This is a genomic window from Cohnella nanjingensis (assembly GCF_014212125.1).
Classification (GTDB): domain Bacteria; phylum Bacillota; class Bacilli; order Paenibacillales; family Paenibacillaceae; genus Cohnella; species Cohnella nanjingensis.
This window is the reverse complement of sequence record NZ_JACJVP010000024.1, coordinates 242968-261551: the sequence shown is the minus strand read 5'-3', so window position 1 is coordinate 261551 and position 18584 is coordinate 242968. Positions and strand designations below refer to the sequence as shown.

The following is an 18584-nucleotide window of genomic DNA, read 5'->3' as shown; positions in this document are numbered from 1 at the left end:
CTTCTTACTTCTACTTCGCTTCGTCCCTGCCAACCGTTAACGCGCCAACTTCATCATCTCTTCGTCGTACAGATGGCAAGCCACCTCGTGGCCCGGCTCCACTTCACGGAAGGCGGGCACGTGCTGCTTGCAGATCTCCATGCACGAAGGGCATCTCGTATGGAACCGGCAGCCGCTCGGCGGGTTGACCGGGCTCGGCAGGTCGCCCTTCAGGATGATGCGCTCCTTCGGCAGCGTCGGGTCCGGCACGGGAACGGACGAGAGCAGTGCCTGGGTGTACGGATGCAGCGGACGGTCGTACAGCGCGTCCTTGTCGGCCGTCTCCACGAGGGCGCCCAGGTACATGACGCCGATCCGGTCGCTGATATGCTCGACGACGCTCAGGTCGTGGGAGATGAACAGATAGGTCAGGCCGTACTCTTCCTGCAGATCCTGCAGCAGGTTCAGCACCTGCGACTGGATCGACACGTCGAGCGCGGACACCGGCTCGTCCGCGACGATCAGGCTCGGGCGCACGGACAGCGCGCGTGCGATCCCGATCCGCTGCCGCTGCCCGCCGCTGAACTCGTGCGCGAAGCGCTCGGCATGCTGGCTGTTCAGACCGACGGTCTCAAGCAGCTCACAAGCCAACTTGTCCCTCTCCTTCGCGGTCAGCTTCGTATGGATGAGCACCGGTTCGGCGACCAGATCCTTCACCTTCATCCGCGGATTCAGCGAGGCGTACGGATCCTGGAACACCATCTGCATATTTTTGCGGAGCGGCCGCATCTGATTGTAGGACATATGGCTGATGTCCTGGCCGTCGAACCACACCTCGCCGGCGTTCGGCTCCAGCAGACGCGTCACCAGCCGGCCGGTCGTCGACTTGCCGCAGCCGCTCTCGCCGACGAGGCTGAACGTCTCTCCCTTGCGGATGGCGAAGGAGATGCCGTCTACCGCGTTCAAATATTTCGTTCGGCCGAGGAAGCCTTTTTTGATCGAAAACGACTTCTTCAACCCTCGCACTTCAATGAGCGGAGTGCCGTTCATGCGCGCTCTCCTCCTTCCGCGTTCTCCTCTTGCGTCAGCCAGCAGCGGCTCTTGCGCTCCGAGGCGCCCGCGACCGGGATCAAGTCCGGCTCCCGCGCCAAGCACTTGTCCATGACGAACTGGCAGCGCGGCGCGAACTTGCAGCCGGACGGCATCTGCGACAGGTCGGGCACGTTGCCCTTGATCGAATCGAGTCGGCGCACCTTCTGCCGGAGCTTCGGAACGGACTGGATCAGGCCCTTCGTATAGGGGTGCTGCGGATTCGCGAACAGCTCCCGGACGGAGGCTTCCTCGACGACGCGGCCGGCGTACATGACGACGACCCGGTCGCACAGCTCCGCCACGACGCCCAGGTCGTGCGTGATGAGCAGCATGCCCATGTCCTGCTCCTCTTTGAGCCGCTTCATCAGGTCGAGGATCTGCGCCTGGATGGTCACATCGAGCGCCGTCGTCGGCTCATCCGCGATGAGCAGCTTCGGGTGGCAGGACATCGCCATGGCGATCATCACCCGCTGCCGCATGCCGCCGGACAGCTGATGCGGATAGTCGTCCACGACCTCCTCGGCGCGCGGGATGCCGACCAGCTTCAGCATATGAACGGCGTGCGCGCGCGCCTGCTTGCGGTCATAGCCCAAGTGCAGCCGAATCGGCTCCATCAGCTGCAGGCCGATGCGCAGCACCGGATTGAGCGAGGTCATCGGCTCCTGGAAGATCATCGCCAGGTCGTTGCCCCGCGTCCTACGCATGTCTCTCTCCGAGAGCTTCGTCAGATCGGTCCCTTCGAACCGGACGGCGCCGCCGGTGATCTTGCCGGGCGTATCCTTGAGCAGCCGCATGATGGACAGCGACGTTACGCTCTTGCCGCAGCCGGATTCGCCGACGAGCCCCAGCACTTCGCCCTTCTCGATATGGAAGCTCACGCCCGCGACCGCGGTGATGCTGCCGTCGCCGCGTTTGAACTCCGTCTTCAAACCCTCGACTTCCAATAGATGTGCAGTCACGTCCGATCCCTCCTTAGTTTTTGATCTTGGGATCCAGCGCGTCGCGCAGCCCGTCCCCGAAGATGTTGAACGCGAGCACCGCCAGGAAGATGGTCAAGCCCGGGAAGTACACGATGTGCGGCGCGATGCTGAGATAGTCGCGTCCCATGCTCAGCATGGCGCCCCAGTCGGGCTCCGTCGTCTTCGCGCCCATGCCGAGGAAGCTGAGCGACGCGGCGGCCAGGATGGCCCCGCCGATCCGCATCGAGACGTTCACGATGATGCTCGATACCGTCTCGGGGAAAATATGGCGCCAGATGATGCGGCTGTCCTTGGCCCCCATGGACCGCGTCGCCTCCACGAACAGCGTCTCCTTGACGGACAACGTCACGCTGCGGATGATGCGGGCGAAGGACGGGGTGCCGAATACGGCCACCGCGATGACGACGTTGGACAAGCCCGGGCCGAGGATGGCCACGATCCCGATCGCCAGCAGCAGGTCGGGGAACGAGAACAGCACGTCGCTGCCGCGCATGATCAGGCGATCGAGCCAGCCGCCGTAGTAGCCGCTCAGCAGGCCGAGGATCGTGCCGAGCACCGCCGCGATGAATACGGCGCTGAGGCTGACGGCGAGCGACAGGCGGGTGCCGTCGATGAGCCGGCTCATGATGTCGCGCCCGTATTCGTCCGTCCCCGCCCAATGGTGCGCCGACGGACCTTGCATGAGCGCATCGTAGTTCGGCGTATCCGGATTGTACGGCGTTAGGAACGGACCGAGAATCGCCACGAGCAGTAGCAATATAATGAAGCAGGCCGCCGCGAAGGCCAACCGTTGTTTGCGAAACTTGCGATAGAACGCCTTGAACCGTCCCGCCGTTCTTGCCGGGGCCGCCTCCAGAGGCAGCGAAGATCCGGAACCGGCGCCCATTCCAATCGAATTGTCAGGCATGATGCCCCTCCTCATCCTCCACGTTACTTAAGCCCATCCGTCAGGAATACCGGATCTTCGGATTGAGCACGCCGTACAGCAAATCCACGATTAAGTTGATCAGTATGAATTGGGTGGCGAAAATGAGCAGCAGCGCTTGAATCACCGTGTAATCCCGATAAAGAATCGAGTCGACCAGCAGCCGCCCGATTCCCGGGATGCTGAATACCGACTCCACCATGACGGAGCCGCCGAGCAGGAAGCCGAATTGGAGTCCGGCCACGGTCACGACCTGGATGAGCGAATTGCGGAGCGCGTGCCGCCCGACGACGACCGTCTCGCGCAACCCTTTCGCGCGGCCGGTGCGGATATAGTCCTCCCGCATCGTCTCCAGCATGGACGACCGCGAGTAGCGCGCCAGCATGGACATGATGCCCGCTCCCAGCGTCAGCGAAGGCATAATGTAGGACTTCCAGGAATCGACGCCGCCCGTCGGCACCCAACCGAGCTGCACGGAGAACACTTGAATGAGCACGAGGCCGAGCCAGAACCCGGGAATGGACATGCCCGAGATCGCGACCAGCGTCCCCACGTAGTCCGGCCATCGATTGCGGTACACCGCGGAGACGACGCCGATGAAGAGGCCGATCACCAGCGCCCAGGCCATGCTAAGGAGCGTCAGCCACAAGGTCGGCATGACCCGGCTCGCCAGCATGTCGGTCACCGGCAACCCCGAGCGGATCGACTGGCCGAGGTTCCCGCTCAGCAGGTCGCCCATATAGTTGAAGTACTGCTTCCACAGCGGCAAGTCCAGGCCAAGCTGATGCTGAATGCCCTGGATCTCTTCGAGCGTGGCTTCCTTGCCGGCGATGAGGCGGGCCGGATCCCCAGGGATCAAGTGGATGAATAGGAAGACCAGCACGGACACGATGAACAGCAACGGAATGACGCCGATCAGTCTTTGCAACGCATATCTGCCCAACGCCTAAACCTCCTTCCGTATCGACAAAGATAAAGGGAGCCGCTTCTCGGATGAATGATAGAAGCGGCTCCGTTCAATGAATATGAGACTTCGCCTTGCGTGCGACTATTTGACTTGCGCGTTCAGCACGTTAATGGAGCCGTCCGGGAATACCTTGACGCCTTCCAGCGTCGAGCGGCTGCCGGAGATGATCTGATCTACGCCCATGAAAGCCCACGGCGCGTCGTTCCAGATCGTCTTCTGAATATCGGCGTAGATGGCCTTCGCCTTCTCCGCGTCGGTCGCTTTGTTCGCGTCGGCGATCCATTGGTCGACGCTGGCGTTCTTGTAGTACGCGGTGTTGGAGCCAGCAGGCGGGAACATCTCGCTGCTGAACAGCCCGCGCGTCGCGCCGTCCGCATCGCCGGAAGACGGCGACCAGCTCACGTACCACATTTGAATCTTGGCTTCTTCAGGCGTCTTCGCGGCATTGATCTGGTCGGACAGCGTGCCGCCCTCCATCGACTTCACGTCCAGCTTGATGCCGACCAGCGCCAATTGCTGCTGAATGAACTGCATGCCCTTGATCGTCTCGGAGTCGTTCTCGCCCCAGATCTCGGCGCTGAAGCCGTTCGGGTAGCCGGCATCGGCGAGCAGCTGCTTCGCTTTTTCCAGGTCGTAGTCATAGCCCGTTTGCTGCGAATAATACTGCGTCTTCGAGGACATCGTCGAATCCAGCTTGACGCCGAGGCCCGACTTGACGACTTTGATATACGCTTCTTTGTTGATCGCGTAGTTGATGGCTTGACGGACCTTCACGTCGTCGAACGGCTTCTTCATCGTGTTGAGCGTCACATAGCGAACGATCGTCGAATCGGTCTTGATGACGGAGATGCCGTCTTTGCCTTCGACTTCGGATGCTTGCTCGGTCGGCAGCGGATAGATGAAGTCGGCTTCGCCGGTCTTCAGCATGGCGATCCGCGAGCCGTTCTCAGGCACGGAGCGGAACGTGACGCTCTCGACCTTCGGGAATCCTTGCTGCCAGTAGTCGGCATTCTTCTCGACGACGAGGCTGTCGCCTTGCGTCCAGTCCTTGAGCTTGAACGGGCCCGTGCCGACCGGCTTCTTCGCGATATCGGCGCCGCTCTCGGTCAACGCTTTGGGGCTGATCATGCCTGCCATCGCGACTTTGTTCAAGAAGGCGTTGTACGGCTCGCTAAGCGTGAATACGACGGTCTTGGCGTCCGGCGCTTCCACTTTGGCGACTTTGGCGAAGCTCCTGCGCAATCTCAGGTTGTTCTTCTCGTCTTGGATACGGGCGATGTTGGCCTTCACGGCTTCGGCGTTGAAGTCGGTGCCATCCTGGAACTTCACGTTGTCCCGCAGCGTGAACGTGTAGACTAGGCCGTCGTCGCTGATCTTGTATTCGGTAGCCAGTACGGGTACGAGGTTCATGTTCTCGTCGAAGCCCAGCAGGCCTTCGTACATCGTTCTGGCCGCGCTGATCGAGTGCGTATCGCTCGCGTTGTGCGGGTCCAGCGTGATGATGTTCGTGTTGATGGCGATGGTGATGCCTTTGCCGTCCTTGGCGCCCGCCCCTGCGCTTGCACTCGCGCCCGCCGACGGGCTCGGCGACGCCGATCCGCTATTCTTCGCTTCATTGTTGGAGTTCCCGCATCCCGCGGCGACGACCGCGACGATGACGAGCAGCATGAATGCCAACCAAGATTTTCTCTTTGCCTTCAACCTCAACACTCCCTATCCATTATTGTTGTATTAGAATAGCTCCCTGTCAGACCGCGATCGGGACATGGAGATTACTCCCGCACTTGAATCCGATCAATGTTCCCAAGTAAAAACGGCTTCGCCGTCCCTGAAAGAGGGCGAGACGTTTTTATCGGAGACCATTTAGAAATGGATAATCGTGAAACTTATCCATTCTAAATGGTCAATGAAATACGGCCCGGCGTTCTCCGACCGGCGTGCCGCCGTCGTTCACAATCTCGTTCGGGACGAGCGCGTATAGCCGGTCGATCGTCGCTTGGTTGCCGTATCCGAGCCGCTCCAGGATGGAGGCGATGATGCACGGCCACACCTGCTCCGAGCCGTCGGATACTTTGAGCGAGATGCCGATCCGCTCCTTGCGCAGCCCGATGCCGTAGACGCCCTTCGCCCCGCCTTTGGCCGACAGATTGTCGTCCCGCAGCAGCGCCGAGCAGACGAACTTCCGATCCGCGATCATATCCGGATTGTCGTTCATCAACTTGGCGATCGCGGCGGCGGCTTGGCGGTTGCCGGGATCCCCGATCAGGTCGGGACAGGCCAGCTTCAGATAGGCGTACGCGATCTTGTGAAGCGGGAGCGCGAAGATCGGCAGTCCGCAGCCGTCGACGCCGAGCGGGATCGCATCCTTCGGCACCTCGGCGATATCCGCCGCGACGTCCAGAATCTCCTGCTGAACGGGATGCGAGAGGTCGTAGTAGGTCCGCTCGTCCCAGCCCATATGCTTGCTGAGTCCCATTAATCCGGCATGCTTGCCCGAGCAGTTGTGGAAGATCCGGCGCTTCGGCTCATGGGCGCGCAGGCGCTCCGCCTTGGCCTCCTCGTTGAGCGGATAACTGGCGCAGCAGTGGAGGTCGTCTTCGCGAAGTCCCATCTTGCGGAACAGCGACTCCAGCGACGCGACGTGATACGCTTCGCCCCGGTGCGAGGCGGCGAACAACGCGGCTTCCTGCCCCGTGAGGCCGTACGCTTCGTCAATGCGGCGCTTCATGACGGGCATCGCCTGGAAGGGCTTGGCCGCCGATCGCAGGAACGTCATATGCGCCGGATCGCCGGCCTTGTACAGGATGCGTCCGTGCTCGTCCACGACGCTAATCGCGCCGTAGTGCACGTTCTCGAGGACACCGCCCCGATATTCTTCAACCAATGGCTTGAATCCCATGATGCCGGCCCCCCAGTTCTCCGAAGCTTATTCCAATGCAAAAAACCGATTCTGCGACAGCAGGCCCGAACCGATCATGACGCCTCTCTCGTCCAGCATCGAACGGTGAAAGGCGAACGATCCGACTAAGGGCATCCAGACGTAGCGGGAGAGATACAGCTTCTCAACCTCTTCATAGATCTCGGGGAACTTGTCCACCAGCTCTCCGCTCAAGATGACGCTGTCGGGGTTGTACATGCAGACGACGTTGTTGATCGTGATGGCCATATACATGAGCGCGCGCTCGATCAGATGAACCGCCCAATGCTCCCCCGCGCGCCTCGCGTCGAACAGCTCTTCGATCGTGCTCATCGGACGAATCCGATTGGCTTCGGACAGCAGCGAGCCGATATTGATATACGTCTGCAAGCAACCGGATTTGCCGCACTCGCACATCATGCCGCTGGGATCGACCGTCGTATGCCCGATCTCGCCCGCGCTGTTCATGTGGCCCCGGTAGATATCGCCCTCGAGGATGATGGCAGAGCCGACGCCATGACCGAAGCCCAGCAGCGCGGTCCGCCTCGATCCGACCGCCGCCCCCTTCAGATGCTCGGCTAGCGCCCGCACCTTGAGTTCGTTGTCGACCGCGATCTCGTAGCCGGTCAGCTCCTTCAATCGCGCGGCGAGCGGCACGTTCTTCCAGCCGAGCTGGACGGAGAAGACGACGATCCCCTCCTCGTTGTTCACGATGCCGGGCAGTCCGACGCCGATGCCGACGATGCGGGTCTTGTCGATGGATTGCAGCTGCGTCAGCTGCTCGATCGCTTCGCCGATCCGATCGATCGTCCGATCGGGACTCTCGTCCGGGGCCCGCGAATACTTACCGCTGCACACCAGCTTGCCTTGGATGTCGACGATGCCGACGCTCATGACCGTACGGTCCAGCTCGACGCCCACCGACAGCACGGCCGCGTTCACCATGCTGAGGAGCGTCGACTTCCGGCCGAGACCGGCGGAGATCTGCTCCGAGTTCAGCAAGTATCCCTGCTCCGTCAACTCCCCGACGATCCGACTCACCGTCGTCGGGCTCATGCCCGTTCGCTTGGCGATCGAGGCGCGCGAGATCGGATGGTGATTCTTGATGATCTCGAAGACCGTCAGCTTGTTCTGCTTCTTCATGAATCCTTGATCGTGCTTCTCCACGGGCATTCTCCTAATTAATTTCACCATGAGAGTAATTAAGGCTGGAAAAGTGTGTATTAAGGGGTTTTACGATGTATTTACCGCCATTTTCATTCTTTCAAGGAGTTATTTTCTCCATTGATGATAATTATAATAATTTCTATCCGCCGAGGTGTCAATATAGATGACATTCTTATTTTGATTTCCGCCAACACGATGAATGCGTTTACCCCCTTGTTGGGCATGAAAATTCATGAAAATGACAACCTATCAATCTAACATATATATGACATGTATGGGTAGATCTATTTTTTTCAGAGTTGGAGATACGGCCTTTGCCCTGCGGGGTCATAGCCGATTCGCTCTGTCCATTCCGCCTCGCGGCGCCCTTCGCGGTATCCAAAGAAAAAAACCGGATTCTCCTTTGCGGTCGGCAAAGGGATCCGGTTTCCCAAACCATCTCGTATTTATCGGTCCGGCGTCGTTCGACCTTCCGCGGCTAGACGCCGCGTTTGTTGCCCCACAGCCAGGCATGAAGCTGCGGCAGCACCCGCACGGACTTGAGCGAAGTCGAATCCATGACGCGCTGGACCAGCCACTCGTAGCGCCGCAGCAGGCGATTCAGCAGCACCGCCGGATCGCGTTCCGCGAGATCGTCGTTGCCCGACTGCAGATACAGGGAGGCGTGCGGATACCGGCGATGGACCTCTCCGGCGTAGGCCAGATCCGTCTCGTCGAACACGACGACCTTCAGGCTATAATTGCGGTTGAGCTCCGTCAGCTTGGCGACCAGCTGATCGAGCACGGCCCAATCGGCGTTCATCCCCGAGCTGGGCGGCTTGGGGGATAGCGTCAGATCGTCGATCGCCAGGAACCAATCCCGCCACAGGCTGCCCTGCGTCTCCAGCGCCACCTCGATTCCCCGATCGTGCAGCAGAGCGATCAGTTCGTCCAGGCGCGCCAGGAGCGCCGGATTGCCGCCCGATAGGGTGACATGGGAGAACGACTCGCCGCCTAGCCGGAACAACTCCGAGACGATCTCCGCCGCGGTCAGCATGCGGATGTCCCGCTTGCCCGTGCCGTCCCAGGTGAAGGCCGAATCGCACCAGGAGCAGGCATAGTCGCAGCCCGCCGTGCGCACGAACATCGTTTTCCGCCCGATGACCATCCCTTCTCCCTGCACCGTGGGACCGAAGATCTCCATGACGGGGAAGCGGCCAGCGGCGGTCATCGGGTCCTCCCGGCCTGCGGCCGGTATACGACATAGCTGGTCGGCGTCTCTCTCAAGAAGACTTGTACGCACCGCGGCTTGTTGTCCGAACGGTCGAGCCCGTCCTGCACGATCTCCGCGATCGTGCGGGCGACGATCTCCGTCGTCGGGTAGCGATCCGGATCGTCGTCTTGGAAGTAAGCCTCGTGCTCGTTCAGTACCGAATGGTCGAAACGGTCGTGGATCAGCTGTTTGATCTCCGCGAAGTTGACCAGGAAGCCTTCCGCGTTCAATTCGTCCCCCGCGATCGTCACGTTGACGAAGTAGGTGTGCCCGTGCATCCGGCTGCACTTGCCCGCGGCATCGGCCGGTACGTAGTGCGCAGCTGCGAATTGCAGGTCCTTGTTCAGTTCATAGCGGTAGGGGTGAGCCACCGAAGGGTAGATTTGTTGGATCATAACGCGACCCCCTCATTCTTCGCCTGGACATATTCCTCCCACCCTTTCTTGCGAAGGCGGCAGGACGGGCAGTCGCCGCAGCCGTCGGCTACGATGCCGTTGTAGCAAGTGAGCGTCCGTTCCCGCACGTAGTCCAGCACGCCGAGCTCGCCGGCCATCTGCCATGTCTGCGCCTTGGTCAGCCACATCAGCGGCGTGTCGATGACGAAGGGATAGTCCATCGACAGGTTCAGCGTCACGTTCAGCGATTTGATAAAGACGTCCCGGCAATCCGGATAGCCGCTGAAGTCCGTCTCGCACACGCCGGTCACGATATGCTTCGCCCCGATCTGCTTGGCCAATACCGCCGCGAACGTCAAGAACAGCAGGTTGCGCCCGTCGACGAAGGTCGTCGGCAGCTCGCCCTCCTTGTCCTCGATCGCGATCTCCTGCCTCGTCAGCGCATTGGGCGCCAGCTGGTTCAGCAGAGACATATCCAGCACGTGGTGCCTCACCTGCTGCTCCTTCGCAATCCGCGCCGCGCAGTCCAGCTCCAGTTGATGACGCTGCCCATAGTTGAAGGTGACGGCTTCCACCTCGCCGAAGCGCTGCATCGCCCAGAACAGGCAGGTTGTGCTATCTTGGCCGCCGCTAAAGACGACGACTGCTTTTTCTCGATTCATCTTGTCGCGCTCCTCTCTTAGAACGACAAAAAAACGATATCTAAGGAGATACCGTTTCCTTAGTTTTTTATAGAGGGTGTTCTAGAACCTCTCCCGACGCCACCGGGGTGTCGTCGGCATTTATGCGGTTACTTTGCATTATACTACATTTTGAAGCCGTCATGCTCGTTCGATCGCAAGCTTCAGCCATAGTTATGGAGCGGATTGGCAGGCGCCTGAGACGCTCCTCCTGTCTCCAAACTGCCGGAATATCCCTACCCCAATGCAGCCTTTCTGGAACGCCCATCGCCCTTTCGTTTATAGAGGCAGGTCGCGCTTGCGGAACAGCGCGATGGCGAGGCCGAACGCGACGAGCCCGATCGCGGCAAGGACGATGAAGGCGGCGACCATGTCTCCCTCTCCGTTAACCACCTCGCCCGGGCGATACAGCGAGAAGAGGGAGATATTCCGCATCCAGTCGATCTTGTCGCTGAACTTGCCGATCAAGTCCAGGCTGAAGAACCCGAACGTGATCAGTCCGGAGATGCCGCGCGCCTTCTTCTCGTCATTGGAGAGCGCCGATACCAGGAAGGCGATGCCCGCGACGGCGAAGAAGAGCAGGAACGCGGCCGTATTCAGCCGGATGAAGCCGGCGGTGTCGAACGCGTAGTCTCTCCGCAGGAACCAGGCGTCCCCCGCGAACCCGGCGAGGGTCGTGACCGCCAGGATCAGGAACAGTCCGGTCGTCAGGACGGCCGCTTGCGTGAAGGCGACCTTGCCTCTGGTCGTCGGAGCGGACAGCAGATAGGCCATCGCGCCTTGATCGACCAGTTTGGCCATGAGCTGCGTCGACAGCTGCACGCAGACGACCGCGAGGATGAGCACCAGGATCAACCCGTAATATTCGCCCGAGATGAACGCCTCGGCCGTGCCGAATCCGTTGAGGCCGAAGGCGCTGCCGACGCCCTTGGGCATGGACGCCACCAGATCGTCGATGGCCTTCGCGTTCTGGGCGATGCCGGGATAGAGCCAGAACATCAGCAGAATATAGAACGCCGATCCGATGGCGTAGTTCATGAAGCCCTTCATATTGACCTTCAGCATTCTCCTGTACAAGGCGGCGTTCATTGGGCGATCCCCTTCCGGTCATAGTAATTCATGAAGATGTCCTCCAGGTTCTGCGTGAAGATATCGATATTGCGCACCCTGTATTTGGCCGTCTCCGCGACGAACCGGTCGTAGTCGCCCTGAACGGCGACCCGCATCCGATTGCCTTCGCGCGATTCGACGGGCAAGCCCGAATGCAGGAACGCCTCCGCCTCGGCCGCATCCTCGAAGGTGACCTCGAACAGCTTGCGCTGCATGGACTGCAGCTCGTGAATGTCCTTCACGGCGATGAGGACGCCGTCCTTGATGATCGCCGCCCGGTCGCAGGTACGCTCGATCTCGGGGAAGCTGTGGGAGGACATCAGGAACGTCTTGCCCCGGACCTTCTCCTCCAGCACGATCTCGATGAACACCTTCTGCATCAATGGATCGAGACCCGACGTCGGCTCATCCAGGATGATCACCTTGGGATCGTGCATGAAGGCGGCCACGATGCCGACCTTTTGCTTCATGCCTTTGGACATCTTCCGGATGGGCGTGTTCACGTCGAATTGCAGCCGTTCGATCAATTGGCGGCGCCGGGACAGATCCCGGATTCCCTGCATATCGGCCATGAAGTCGAGGAAAGTCTTCCCGGTCATCCCTTCGACGAAGGCGATCTCTCCCGGCAGGTACCCGACGTCGGCCTGGAACTTCCCCTGCTCCTTCCAAGTATCCCGGCCGTTCACCTTCACGGATCCTTGGTCCGGCTTCATGAAGCCCATGATATGGCGGATCGTCGTCGACTTCCCCGCGCCGTTCGGTCCCAGGAAGCCGAAGACTTCGCCCTTGGCTACCGAGAACGAGACATCGAATATTCCTTTGCCATTTGAAAAGGTCTTCGTTAAATGCTGAACGGTTAACATGCCGCACCTCCAAGAGGAATGAAGAAATGAAATATTCCAGTCCTCATATTTCATATGTTATAATATACCTCGTCGATACCTCCGTCAACGATTTTGTGAAATATTTTAACTGTGATATTTCACGAATTAGATCATAAACTATTTCTTCACGTTAGGGTGAACGGCAATGAACGGATTTGAGAAACGCGCCAGCCAGATCAAAGAAAAGATCACGAAGGCCACCATGGACCTGCTTCGGACCTCGGAGCCCAAGAAGATCCGGATCGCCGACATCTCCAGCGCGGCCCAGGTCTCGCAGGTCACGATCTACAACTATTTCGGGAACAAGGACGAGCTGATCCGAGCGGTATTCCGCGACTTCTTCGACAACGTCATTCAAGATTTCGAAGCGTACATGAACGAAGGACATTCCTTAAAAGAACAGATCCAGCACATCATCGGACTGGAGAAAACGATCTACCACGACTTCCCGCCCGGATTAATCAGGGAGCTGCTCGCGGAGGATCAGGAGCTGAGCCGGTATCTCGAGGAGCGATACCGGGAAAGAGCCATCCCGCTGACGATCCGGATGCTCCAGGAAGGGAAGGACAGCGGGGAGATCTCGGAGGCCGTCTCCATCGACCACGTCCTGGCGTTCATTCAACTCTACATGAACCAGTACGAGTTCATGCTGTCCATGGCCCAGCAGAGCGAGGATATGGACGGCTTCCTGGAGGGCATGGTGCACATCTTCTTCTACGGCATTTGCGGGAAGCCTTGATCTGCGTCGAAGGCGCAGGGAAGCGAACGCAAAAACGGGATGAAGCAGGTTGATCTGCTTCATCCCTTTTTTTGCCATTGGACGCTCGATCCGCCGGCGCCCGTGTGTCCTGGGCCGCATCGCCCGCCTAGCGCTGCTGGAGCGCGACCCTCACGCCAAGGCCGATATAGATCGTCCCGACGATCTTGCCGCTCAGGCGTCCGATCCACGATACGCGCTTGACCACCCGGCCCAAGGCTCGGACGCTGACCGCGATGACGGTGGTATAGATCGCGCTTAACAGCACGAAGATCAAGCCAAGAACCAGAAACTGCACGATCGACGACCCGCGATCCGGATGCACGAACTGCGGCAAGAACGCCAGAAAGAACAGCGAGGTCTTCGGGTTGAGCACTTCGATCATGATGGCTTGCCCGTACGCCTTCCGCGGCGAGACCGGCGGGATCTTCGGAAGTTCGGGGTCTGCGGGCTTCTCCAGGATCGCCTTGATGCCCAGGTACAGCAGATAGGCGACGCCGGCGTATTTCACAAAATTAAACGCGAGCGAGGACGTCATCAAAATCGCGGAAAGCCCCACTGCCGCAAACAAGGTGTGAATCAGATCGCCGGTGGCGATGCCAAGGCCGGTCATGATCCCGCCTTTGCGGCCTCCTTGGACGGTACGGGTGATCGTAAGGAGTACGGCCGGTCCCGGAATCAAGAATAGCCCCAGTACGACGACCACAAATGCGGCTAGGGCCGAAAACGCAAACATAACGGTTTCCCTCCTGCGAACGTGTAGTTGAACGAAGCAACAACCAAATCAATGGTGACTATACCATACACTACCATCCAGAAACGTGTAAATATCGCTCCCCTATTATTTCCGCACATTCGCCGCTCCAGCTCGCCGACCGCCCATGTAGGCAGTTTACATATGCCGCAGTAAGGCTAAAGGGACTGTCCCTAGGTCCGTTTATGACCTGTTGGGACAGCCCCTGCTGCGATTTACCATTGCCCGTTTACAGCCGTTCCCATTTCAGAATTGCATCCGTTCGCACACGGGCTACGCCCGTTCGTACTGCAGGATTACAGCCGTTCGTACTCCAGGAACGGATCTTCGATCTCGATCCGGTACGCTTCGGCGTCGCTCGCCCCGACGTAGAGGTCCGCCAGGCCGCCCGGCTTGCGCACCAAGCCGCCGCTGAAGATGACGTCCGTCAGATCCGGGCGCTTGGCCGCTCCCGGCGGGAAGCTGCCGCGCCGCGCGATGATCTTCATGGCCGTCCGCTCGGACGTGTCCGGGCGGATGGCGAACGTCATCGCATAGTAGTGCCGGTCTCCCAACGCGTCATAGCAGGCGATATGGCCGAGTACGCCAATCAAGCCGTTGGCGAGCAGGCGCGGCTCATTGGCTCCGCCCCACTCCTCCCGGACGAACTGGTCCTCGTAGACGGGCGCGTCCAGCACCGCCTGCACGGTCAGATGCTCGAGCGCGTCGACCGTGAAAAATCCGATCTGCCCCCGTCCGCCTTTCGCGGCTCCCTGCGGCCGCGTCAGCACCCCGATCCTGCCGTCCGTAAGCTCGACGACGCGCAGGTCCTTCATATGGTCGGGCCCCGTGAAAACGAGACGCAGATCTGCGAGCGACGTCCCCCGGTACAGGCGCGTCACCCAGGAGACGATCTCGCTCGGATCGTGCGGATCGGCGATCACGTCGACGCCGCCGAAGATCAGCTCGTCCCGGATGCGGGTGAAAAACGGATCCTGCAGCCCATAGGACGGCAGATCCGGATGCGGGACCCACGCCTCCCCTTCCTGGCGGAAGAAGACGACCTCGGAAAATTCGGTGTCTCGGCCTTCCACGCGCCCCGCGAGGATGGGGATGCCTTGGTCCTCGAATATCGCGGTGATGTTGTAGACGTCTCGCCCGTCTACGCCTTCGAAGCGAAGCTTCTCGCCCGCCCCGTTCGGCGGTTGGCGCTCGAAGGCCTCGATCAATTGCGCGCAGGTTTGGGTTTGGGTTAGTTCAAGCAGCATAAGCCCCATGTCCTCCGATGCTAGAATTGCGGAATCTGATAGTCAATGATAACGCCGTCCGCGAATCGCCGGCCTCCCGCGTCGGCCGCCAGACTGCGCGCGGGGACGTGAACCGCCAGCACGGCGGCGGAAGGCGGCAGCGTCAAGACGGCCGTTCCCGACGCGCTTGCCGTCACGAACGCGTGCGACACCGCATCGTATAGGCGGATGGGCGCCTCGCCGACGTCGACGCGGATCTCCCGCGCCTCCGGATACGGATTGTAATAAAGATAGGTAGGATAGGCCTGGGCATGATAGTAATCGGTGCGCAGGCAATCGAGGCGCAGAATGCCTTCGACCTCGGTCTGCGCGATGATGCCGCCGAAGATCCCCGCATGCGAGGAACCGTACAGTCCGAGGTCGATCGAGCCCCAGCTGTAGCGGATCGCGTCTCCCGTGGCGTAAGGGCTCTGGTGATCCCACCATTTGCGCAGCCCTTCGTAGGCGATGACGTCCTCCTCGTCCCCCCGATAGAAGGCGCAGGACTGCTTCTTACCCGGCAGCGCGCGCGGATAGAAGAGTCTGGCCGCGTTCGCGGCGTTCAGCATCCATTTGCCGATGTCTCTCGCGAATCGTGCATCGTAGCGGACGAGCGGCACGAGTCCCGCCGCGACGGAGAACGTGTTGGCCGCGAAGGCGTACCCGCTCCGCTGCGGATCGAGCTCGAAGGACGCGTTGTTCCGCTTCCGATCCCAGCGCTGGCCCCAGTCCGTCAGGCTGCCGACGAGGCCGTGGCAGTCGTACCCGCCCCAGCGCTCCGCCACGACGCCCCAGCCCGGCCGGCACTCGCTGTCGCCGTCGAATACCCAGTTGACGAGCTTCGCGACATCGTGCGAGGCGCCGTGCTCGGCGTTCATCCGCGCCGCCGCGTACGCCCCGTAGGGCAGCAGAATCTCGTAGAACGGATTGCGATCTCGCCGTTCCAGGAAGGCGAGGCAGCCTTCCGCGGCGGCGAGCCGCTCGCGGCCGCCCCATCTCGCATACGCCATCAGCTGCAGCCAGGCGACGCCCGCCGCCGCCTCCGGCTCGCGCCAGCGGCCGTTGTCTACCGGCCGCATCGTCTTGAAGTTAAAGGCCAGATGGTCGAAGTCCGGCAGACCCGACGCGTCGATCAGCGCCTCGTAGGCGAGCAGCCACCGGTCCGCCGTCAGACGCATCAGCTCTTCCAGCCGTTCGGCGGCCGGATAATAGGAGGATAGCGAATAGAGCAGCACATGGGGATAGATCTCGTACCAGAACGTCCGCCCCGCCTTGACGTTCGTCCGGTTCAGGAACAGCGCTTCGCCGTTGTCTACGTTGTAGTAGGCCGAGAGCATCGATACCCAGTCATGCCCGTCTTGATCTTGCTTGTCGATCCCGACTAACGTGGCGCCGAGCACGGCCGCCGCGGTGTTGATCGCTTCGTGGCGTCCGCCCTTGCGGGGAGCGCCCAGGTAGGACGGCAGCCCGAACGCCCGACGCACGCCGTTGCGCCGCGACTGATCCCACCAGATGAGGGGGCGGAACTCCCCTTGCGTCTCAAAGTCGAACGCGAGCTTGTCGTACTGCGCGGCGACGCGCCGCCAGTCCCGCATGAAGTACGGCGCGGGCTTATCCGGCATGAGCTGGACTCTCCGAATCATGAGGCAACAGCCTTTCTAAGCGAAGGGTTGGACGAAGGGAAAACGTCGGGAAGCGGCGGATCGCGGCAGATTGCGCCTGCTCGCAATGCCGCCTCTCCATCGGTTACTGGGCAGGCTGCTGGTCGAGGAACGCTTGAAGCTGCTTGGTCAGCTCGGCCTTGATGTCCGCGATGTCCTTCTGCAGACGCTTGTTGCCGTCCCACTTCTTCTGCAGCTTCGCCAGTCCTTCCGCCGGATCGGCTACCATGCCGAGCTTGAACGACAGCTGCTCGTTCGTGAGCGTCGTGAAGTCCGGATTCGCCAGCTGGTTCTTCACCGCGTCCTGATTGAAGGCAAAGCCCGCGAGCGCCGACTTGACGTACGTCTTCTCATCCGCCAGATAACGGTAGGAGGAGACCAGCTCATCCGGTACGTTCGCCGACAAACGGATATAGGTCGGATTCCAGGTCAGCATGTAGCCCGGGAAGTTGTAGTTCTGCGTCAGATCGACGCCGTCCGGATACTTGAACTTGTCGTCGCCGACCGGCTCCCAGTTCTTGCCCTTGATGCCGAGTTCGAACAAGTCGTGGTTATCCTGGCTCTGGAAGATCCAATCGAGGAAGGCCATCGCCCGGTCCGCGTTGGCCGACGTCTTCGGGATCGCGAGGAAGTTCCACACCCGGAAGTCCGAGATCAGGTACGGGTTCGGCTGCACCTGCTCGCGCGCCGTCTTCTGCGTCACGAAGACGCCGAGCTCCGCCGTCGGCACGCCCGACTTCAGCTGCGCGTTGATCGTATCGAAGTTGGACAGCCCCTCCATCATGGACGCCCCCTTGCCGGCCGTGAACGTGCCGCGCGCATCCTTGCGGACGATGGGCTCCTTCTCGATGTAGCCTTTGTCGTGCCATTCGCGAATGGCGACGTCGGTGCTGTAGTCCGGCTTGTCGAACGGCGCGGGGAGCTTCGCGATGTTGTCCGTGCTGTCGCCCGTAATCGTGACGTTCACGACCTTGCGGTTCTCGATCTGGGCGGTTGCGATCACGTTCGGACCCAGGTTCACGTCCCACAGGTTGGACCGGAACTTGAACGGCTGGTCCGTGTTGCCCTGGATCGCCGTCACCGCGCCGTACTGACCGTCGTTCTTCACGACGAACGGGATCGTGTTCTTGTCGTTCGCCAGCACCTTGTCATAGTAGGCTTGCAGATCTTCGTACGTCTTGAGGTCGGCCATGCCGTACTTCGCCGCCAGATCCTTGCGGTAGTAGATGACCGACAAGTCGCCCAGGTATTGGCCGAGCGGCACGCCGTACGTGTGGAGCTGGCCGTCCGGACCGGCGAACTTGTTGTTGCCCAGGAAGCCGTCGCCGAACGCCTTTTTGAGGCCCGGATACTTGTCGTTCTTGAAGTACGGGTCGAGATTCGTATAGTTGTCCTGCGCGATGAACGTGTTCATGTTCATCCAGGGCGCGTCGAAGGCGATGTCGACCTGTTCGCCCGCCGACAGCTTGAGCTTCAGCTTATTGATATAGTCCGCTTGCGGGGTGAACGTGACGTTGAGCTTGACGTTCAGCGAATCTTTGGTCTGTCTCTCGAATTCGGCGACCACGTCGTCGAACTGCTTCGGCTTGTCGCCCCACAGCATGACGTTCAGCGTGACCGGATCGAGCTTGGCGCCGGAGGCTTCTCCGGACGCGGTCGCGGATGCGGTTGGCGATGCGGAGCCGGACGCGGATGAATCGGCGCCGTTCTCCTTGTTGCCGGAGCAGGCAGCCAGCGACAGCGCAACCAGACTGACCGCGAATACGCCGGATACGGTTTGGACTCTTTTCTTTTTCAAG

At 60.6% G+C, this 18584-nt stretch carries 17 protein-coding genes and 1 riboswitch; of the genes, 1 reads left to right on the top strand and 16 read right to left on the bottom strand.

The annotated features are described in order from the left end of the window. Window positions 1–36: 36 nt before the first annotated feature. From H7C19_RS14990 to H7C19_RS14935, 12 genes are all read right to left on the bottom strand, one after another. Window positions 37–1029 (bottom strand): ABC transporter ATP-binding protein, encoded by a 993-nt coding sequence (locus H7C19_RS14990; protein WP_185143468.1) that lies wholly within the window; start codon window positions 1027–1029, stop codon window positions 37–39. Then, window positions 1026–2030 carry an ABC transporter ATP-binding protein gene (locus H7C19_RS14985; protein WP_185143467.1) on the bottom strand — a complete coding sequence of 335 codons (1005 nt, stop codon included), beginning with the start codon at window positions 2028–2030 and terminating at the stop codon, window positions 1026–1028. Before H7C19_RS14985 ends, H7C19_RS14990 begins: the two co-directional genes overlap by 4 nt. A gap of 13 nt (window positions 2031–2043) precedes the next feature. Continuing rightward, window positions 2044–2958 (bottom strand): ABC transporter permease, encoded by a 915-nt coding sequence (locus H7C19_RS14980; RefSeq protein WP_185143466.1) that lies wholly within the window; start codon window positions 2956–2958, stop codon window positions 2044–2046. Window positions 2959–2998: 40 nt separating this feature from the next. Beyond that, window positions 2999–3919 (bottom strand): ABC transporter permease subunit, encoded by a 921-nt coding sequence (locus H7C19_RS14975; protein ID WP_185143465.1) that lies wholly within the window; start codon window positions 3917–3919, stop codon window positions 2999–3001. 105 nt (window positions 3920–4024) lie between these two features. Further along, window positions 4025–5611, bottom strand: a complete 1587-nt coding sequence (locus H7C19_RS14970; RefSeq protein WP_185143558.1) for a glutathione ABC transporter substrate-binding protein — start codon at window positions 5609–5611, stop codon at window positions 4025–4027. A gap of 235 nt (window positions 5612–5846) precedes the next feature. Then, a complete protein-coding gene (locus tag H7C19_RS14965; RefSeq protein WP_185143464.1) occupies window positions 5847–6842 on the bottom strand; it encodes an asparaginase in 996 nt (331 codons plus the stop codon). A 27-nt stretch (window positions 6843–6869) separates the two neighbouring features. After that, on the bottom strand, window positions 6870–8033 hold the full coding sequence (locus H7C19_RS14960) for an ROK family transcriptional regulator (protein ID WP_221469251.1): 1164 nt from the start codon (window positions 8031–8033) through the stop codon (window positions 6870–6872). A 472-nt stretch (window positions 8034–8505) separates the two neighbouring features. Then, window positions 8506–9237, bottom strand: a complete 732-nt coding sequence (gene queE, locus H7C19_RS14955) for a 7-carboxy-7-deazaguanine synthase QueE (protein WP_185143462.1) — start codon at window positions 9235–9237, stop codon at window positions 8506–8508. Further along, window positions 9234–9674 (bottom strand): 6-carboxytetrahydropterin synthase QueD, encoded by a 441-nt coding sequence (gene queD / locus H7C19_RS14950; protein WP_185143461.1) that lies wholly within the window; start codon window positions 9672–9674, stop codon window positions 9234–9236. Before queD ends, queE begins: the two co-directional genes overlap by 4 nt. Beyond that, entirely contained in the window at window positions 9671–10336 is a 666-nt protein-coding gene (gene queC / locus H7C19_RS14945; protein WP_185143460.1) for a 7-cyano-7-deazaguanine synthase QueC, read from the bottom strand. Before queC ends, queD begins: the two co-directional genes overlap by 4 nt. Before the next feature lie 53 nt (window positions 10337–10389). Beyond that, window positions 10390–10433: riboswitch (PreQ1 riboswitch) on the bottom strand. A gap of 200 nt (window positions 10434–10633) precedes the next feature. Further along, the gene (locus tag H7C19_RS14940) at window positions 10634–11443 is read right to left on the bottom strand and encodes an ABC transporter permease subunit (protein WP_185143459.1); all 810 of its coding nucleotides are present in this window, start codon (window positions 11441–11443) and stop codon (window positions 10634–10636) included. After that, window positions 11440–12327: an ABC transporter ATP-binding protein gene (locus H7C19_RS14935; protein ID WP_185143458.1), complete on the bottom strand. Its 888-nt coding sequence runs from the start codon at window positions 12325–12327 to the stop codon at window positions 11440–11442. The genes H7C19_RS14940 and H7C19_RS14935 overlap by 4 nt, the downstream gene beginning before the upstream one ends. Before the next feature lie 166 nt (window positions 12328–12493). Here H7C19_RS14935 and H7C19_RS14930 point away from each other — a divergent pair, with 166 nt between their 5' ends. Next, complete coding sequence (locus H7C19_RS14930) at window positions 12494–13087, top strand: TetR/AcrR family transcriptional regulator (RefSeq protein ID WP_185143457.1); 594 nt, start codon at window positions 12494–12496, stop codon at window positions 13085–13087. A gap of 127 nt (window positions 13088–13214) precedes the next feature. On the opposite strand, the gene H7C19_RS14925 is transcribed toward H7C19_RS14930, so the two are convergent. From H7C19_RS14925 to H7C19_RS14910, 4 genes are all read right to left on the bottom strand, one after another. After that, window positions 13215–13841, bottom strand: coding sequence for a LysE family translocator (locus tag H7C19_RS14925; RefSeq protein ID WP_185143456.1), 627 nt, complete (start codon window positions 13839–13841; stop codon window positions 13215–13217). Between the two features lie 314 nt (window positions 13842–14155). Beyond that, window positions 14156–15106, bottom strand: coding sequence for a DUF1861 family protein (locus tag H7C19_RS14920; protein ID WP_185143455.1), 951 nt, complete (start codon window positions 15104–15106; stop codon window positions 14156–14158). A 20-nt stretch (window positions 15107–15126) separates the two neighbouring features. After that, window positions 15127–16767: a hypothetical protein gene (locus tag H7C19_RS14915; RefSeq protein WP_185143454.1), complete on the bottom strand. Its 1641-nt coding sequence runs from the start codon at window positions 16765–16767 to the stop codon at window positions 15127–15129. 103 nt (window positions 16768–16870) lie between these two features. Beyond that, entirely contained in the window at window positions 16871–18583 is a 1713-nt protein-coding gene (locus H7C19_RS14910; RefSeq protein WP_185143453.1) for an extracellular solute-binding protein, read from the bottom strand. Between the last annotated feature and the right edge of the window lies 1 nt (window position 18584).

Excerpts from the sequence above, each read along its gene's own strand:
- H7C19_RS14965 (WP_185143464.1), bottom strand. The coding sequence starts at position 6,842 with ATGGGATTCAAGCCATTGGTTGAAGAATATCGGGGCGGTGTCCTCGAG.
- H7C19_RS14940 (WP_185143459.1), bottom strand. The coding sequence starts at position 11,443 with ATGAACGCCGCCTTGTACAGGAGAATGCTGAAGGTCAATATGAAGGGC.
- H7C19_RS14980 (WP_185143466.1), bottom strand. The coding sequence starts at position 2,958 with ATGCCTGACAATTCGATTGGAATGGGCGCCGGTTCCGGATCTTCGCTG.
- H7C19_RS14920 (WP_185143455.1), bottom strand. The coding sequence starts at position 15,106 with ATGCTGCTTGAACTAACCCAAACCCAAACCTGCGCGCAATTGATCGAG.
- H7C19_RS14935 (WP_185143458.1), bottom strand. The coding sequence starts at position 12,327 with ATGTTAACCGTTCAGCATTTAACGAAGACCTTTTCAAATGGCAAAGGA.
- H7C19_RS14990 (WP_185143468.1), bottom strand. The coding sequence starts at position 1,029 with ATGAACGGCACTCCGCTCATTGAAGTGCGAGGGTTGAAGAAGTCGTTT.
- H7C19_RS14930 (WP_185143457.1), top strand. The coding sequence starts at position 12,494 with ATGAACGGATTTGAGAAACGCGCCAGCCAGATCAAAGAAAAGATCACG.
- queD (WP_185143461.1), bottom strand. The coding sequence starts at position 9,674 with ATGATCCAACAAATCTACCCTTCGGTGGCTCACCCCTACCGCTATGAA.
- H7C19_RS14970 (WP_185143558.1), bottom strand. The coding sequence starts at position 5,611 with ATGCTGCTCGTCATCGTCGCGGTCGTCGCCGCGGGATGCGGGAACTCC.
- H7C19_RS14960 (WP_221469251.1), bottom strand. The coding sequence starts at position 8,033 with ATGCCCGTGGAGAAGCACGATCAAGGATTCATGAAGAAGCAGAACAAG.
- queE (WP_185143462.1), bottom strand. The coding sequence starts at position 9,237 with ATGACCGCCGCTGGCCGCTTCCCCGTCATGGAGATCTTCGGTCCCACG.
- H7C19_RS14915 (WP_185143454.1), bottom strand. The coding sequence starts at position 16,767 with ATGATTCGGAGAGTCCAGCTCATGCCGGATAAGCCCGCGCCGTACTTC.
- H7C19_RS14925 (WP_185143456.1), bottom strand. The coding sequence starts at position 13,841 with ATGTTTGCGTTTTCGGCCCTAGCCGCATTTGTGGTCGTCGTACTGGGG.
- queC (WP_185143460.1), bottom strand. The coding sequence starts at position 10,336 with ATGAATCGAGAAAAAGCAGTCGTCGTCTTTAGCGGCGGCCAAGATAGC.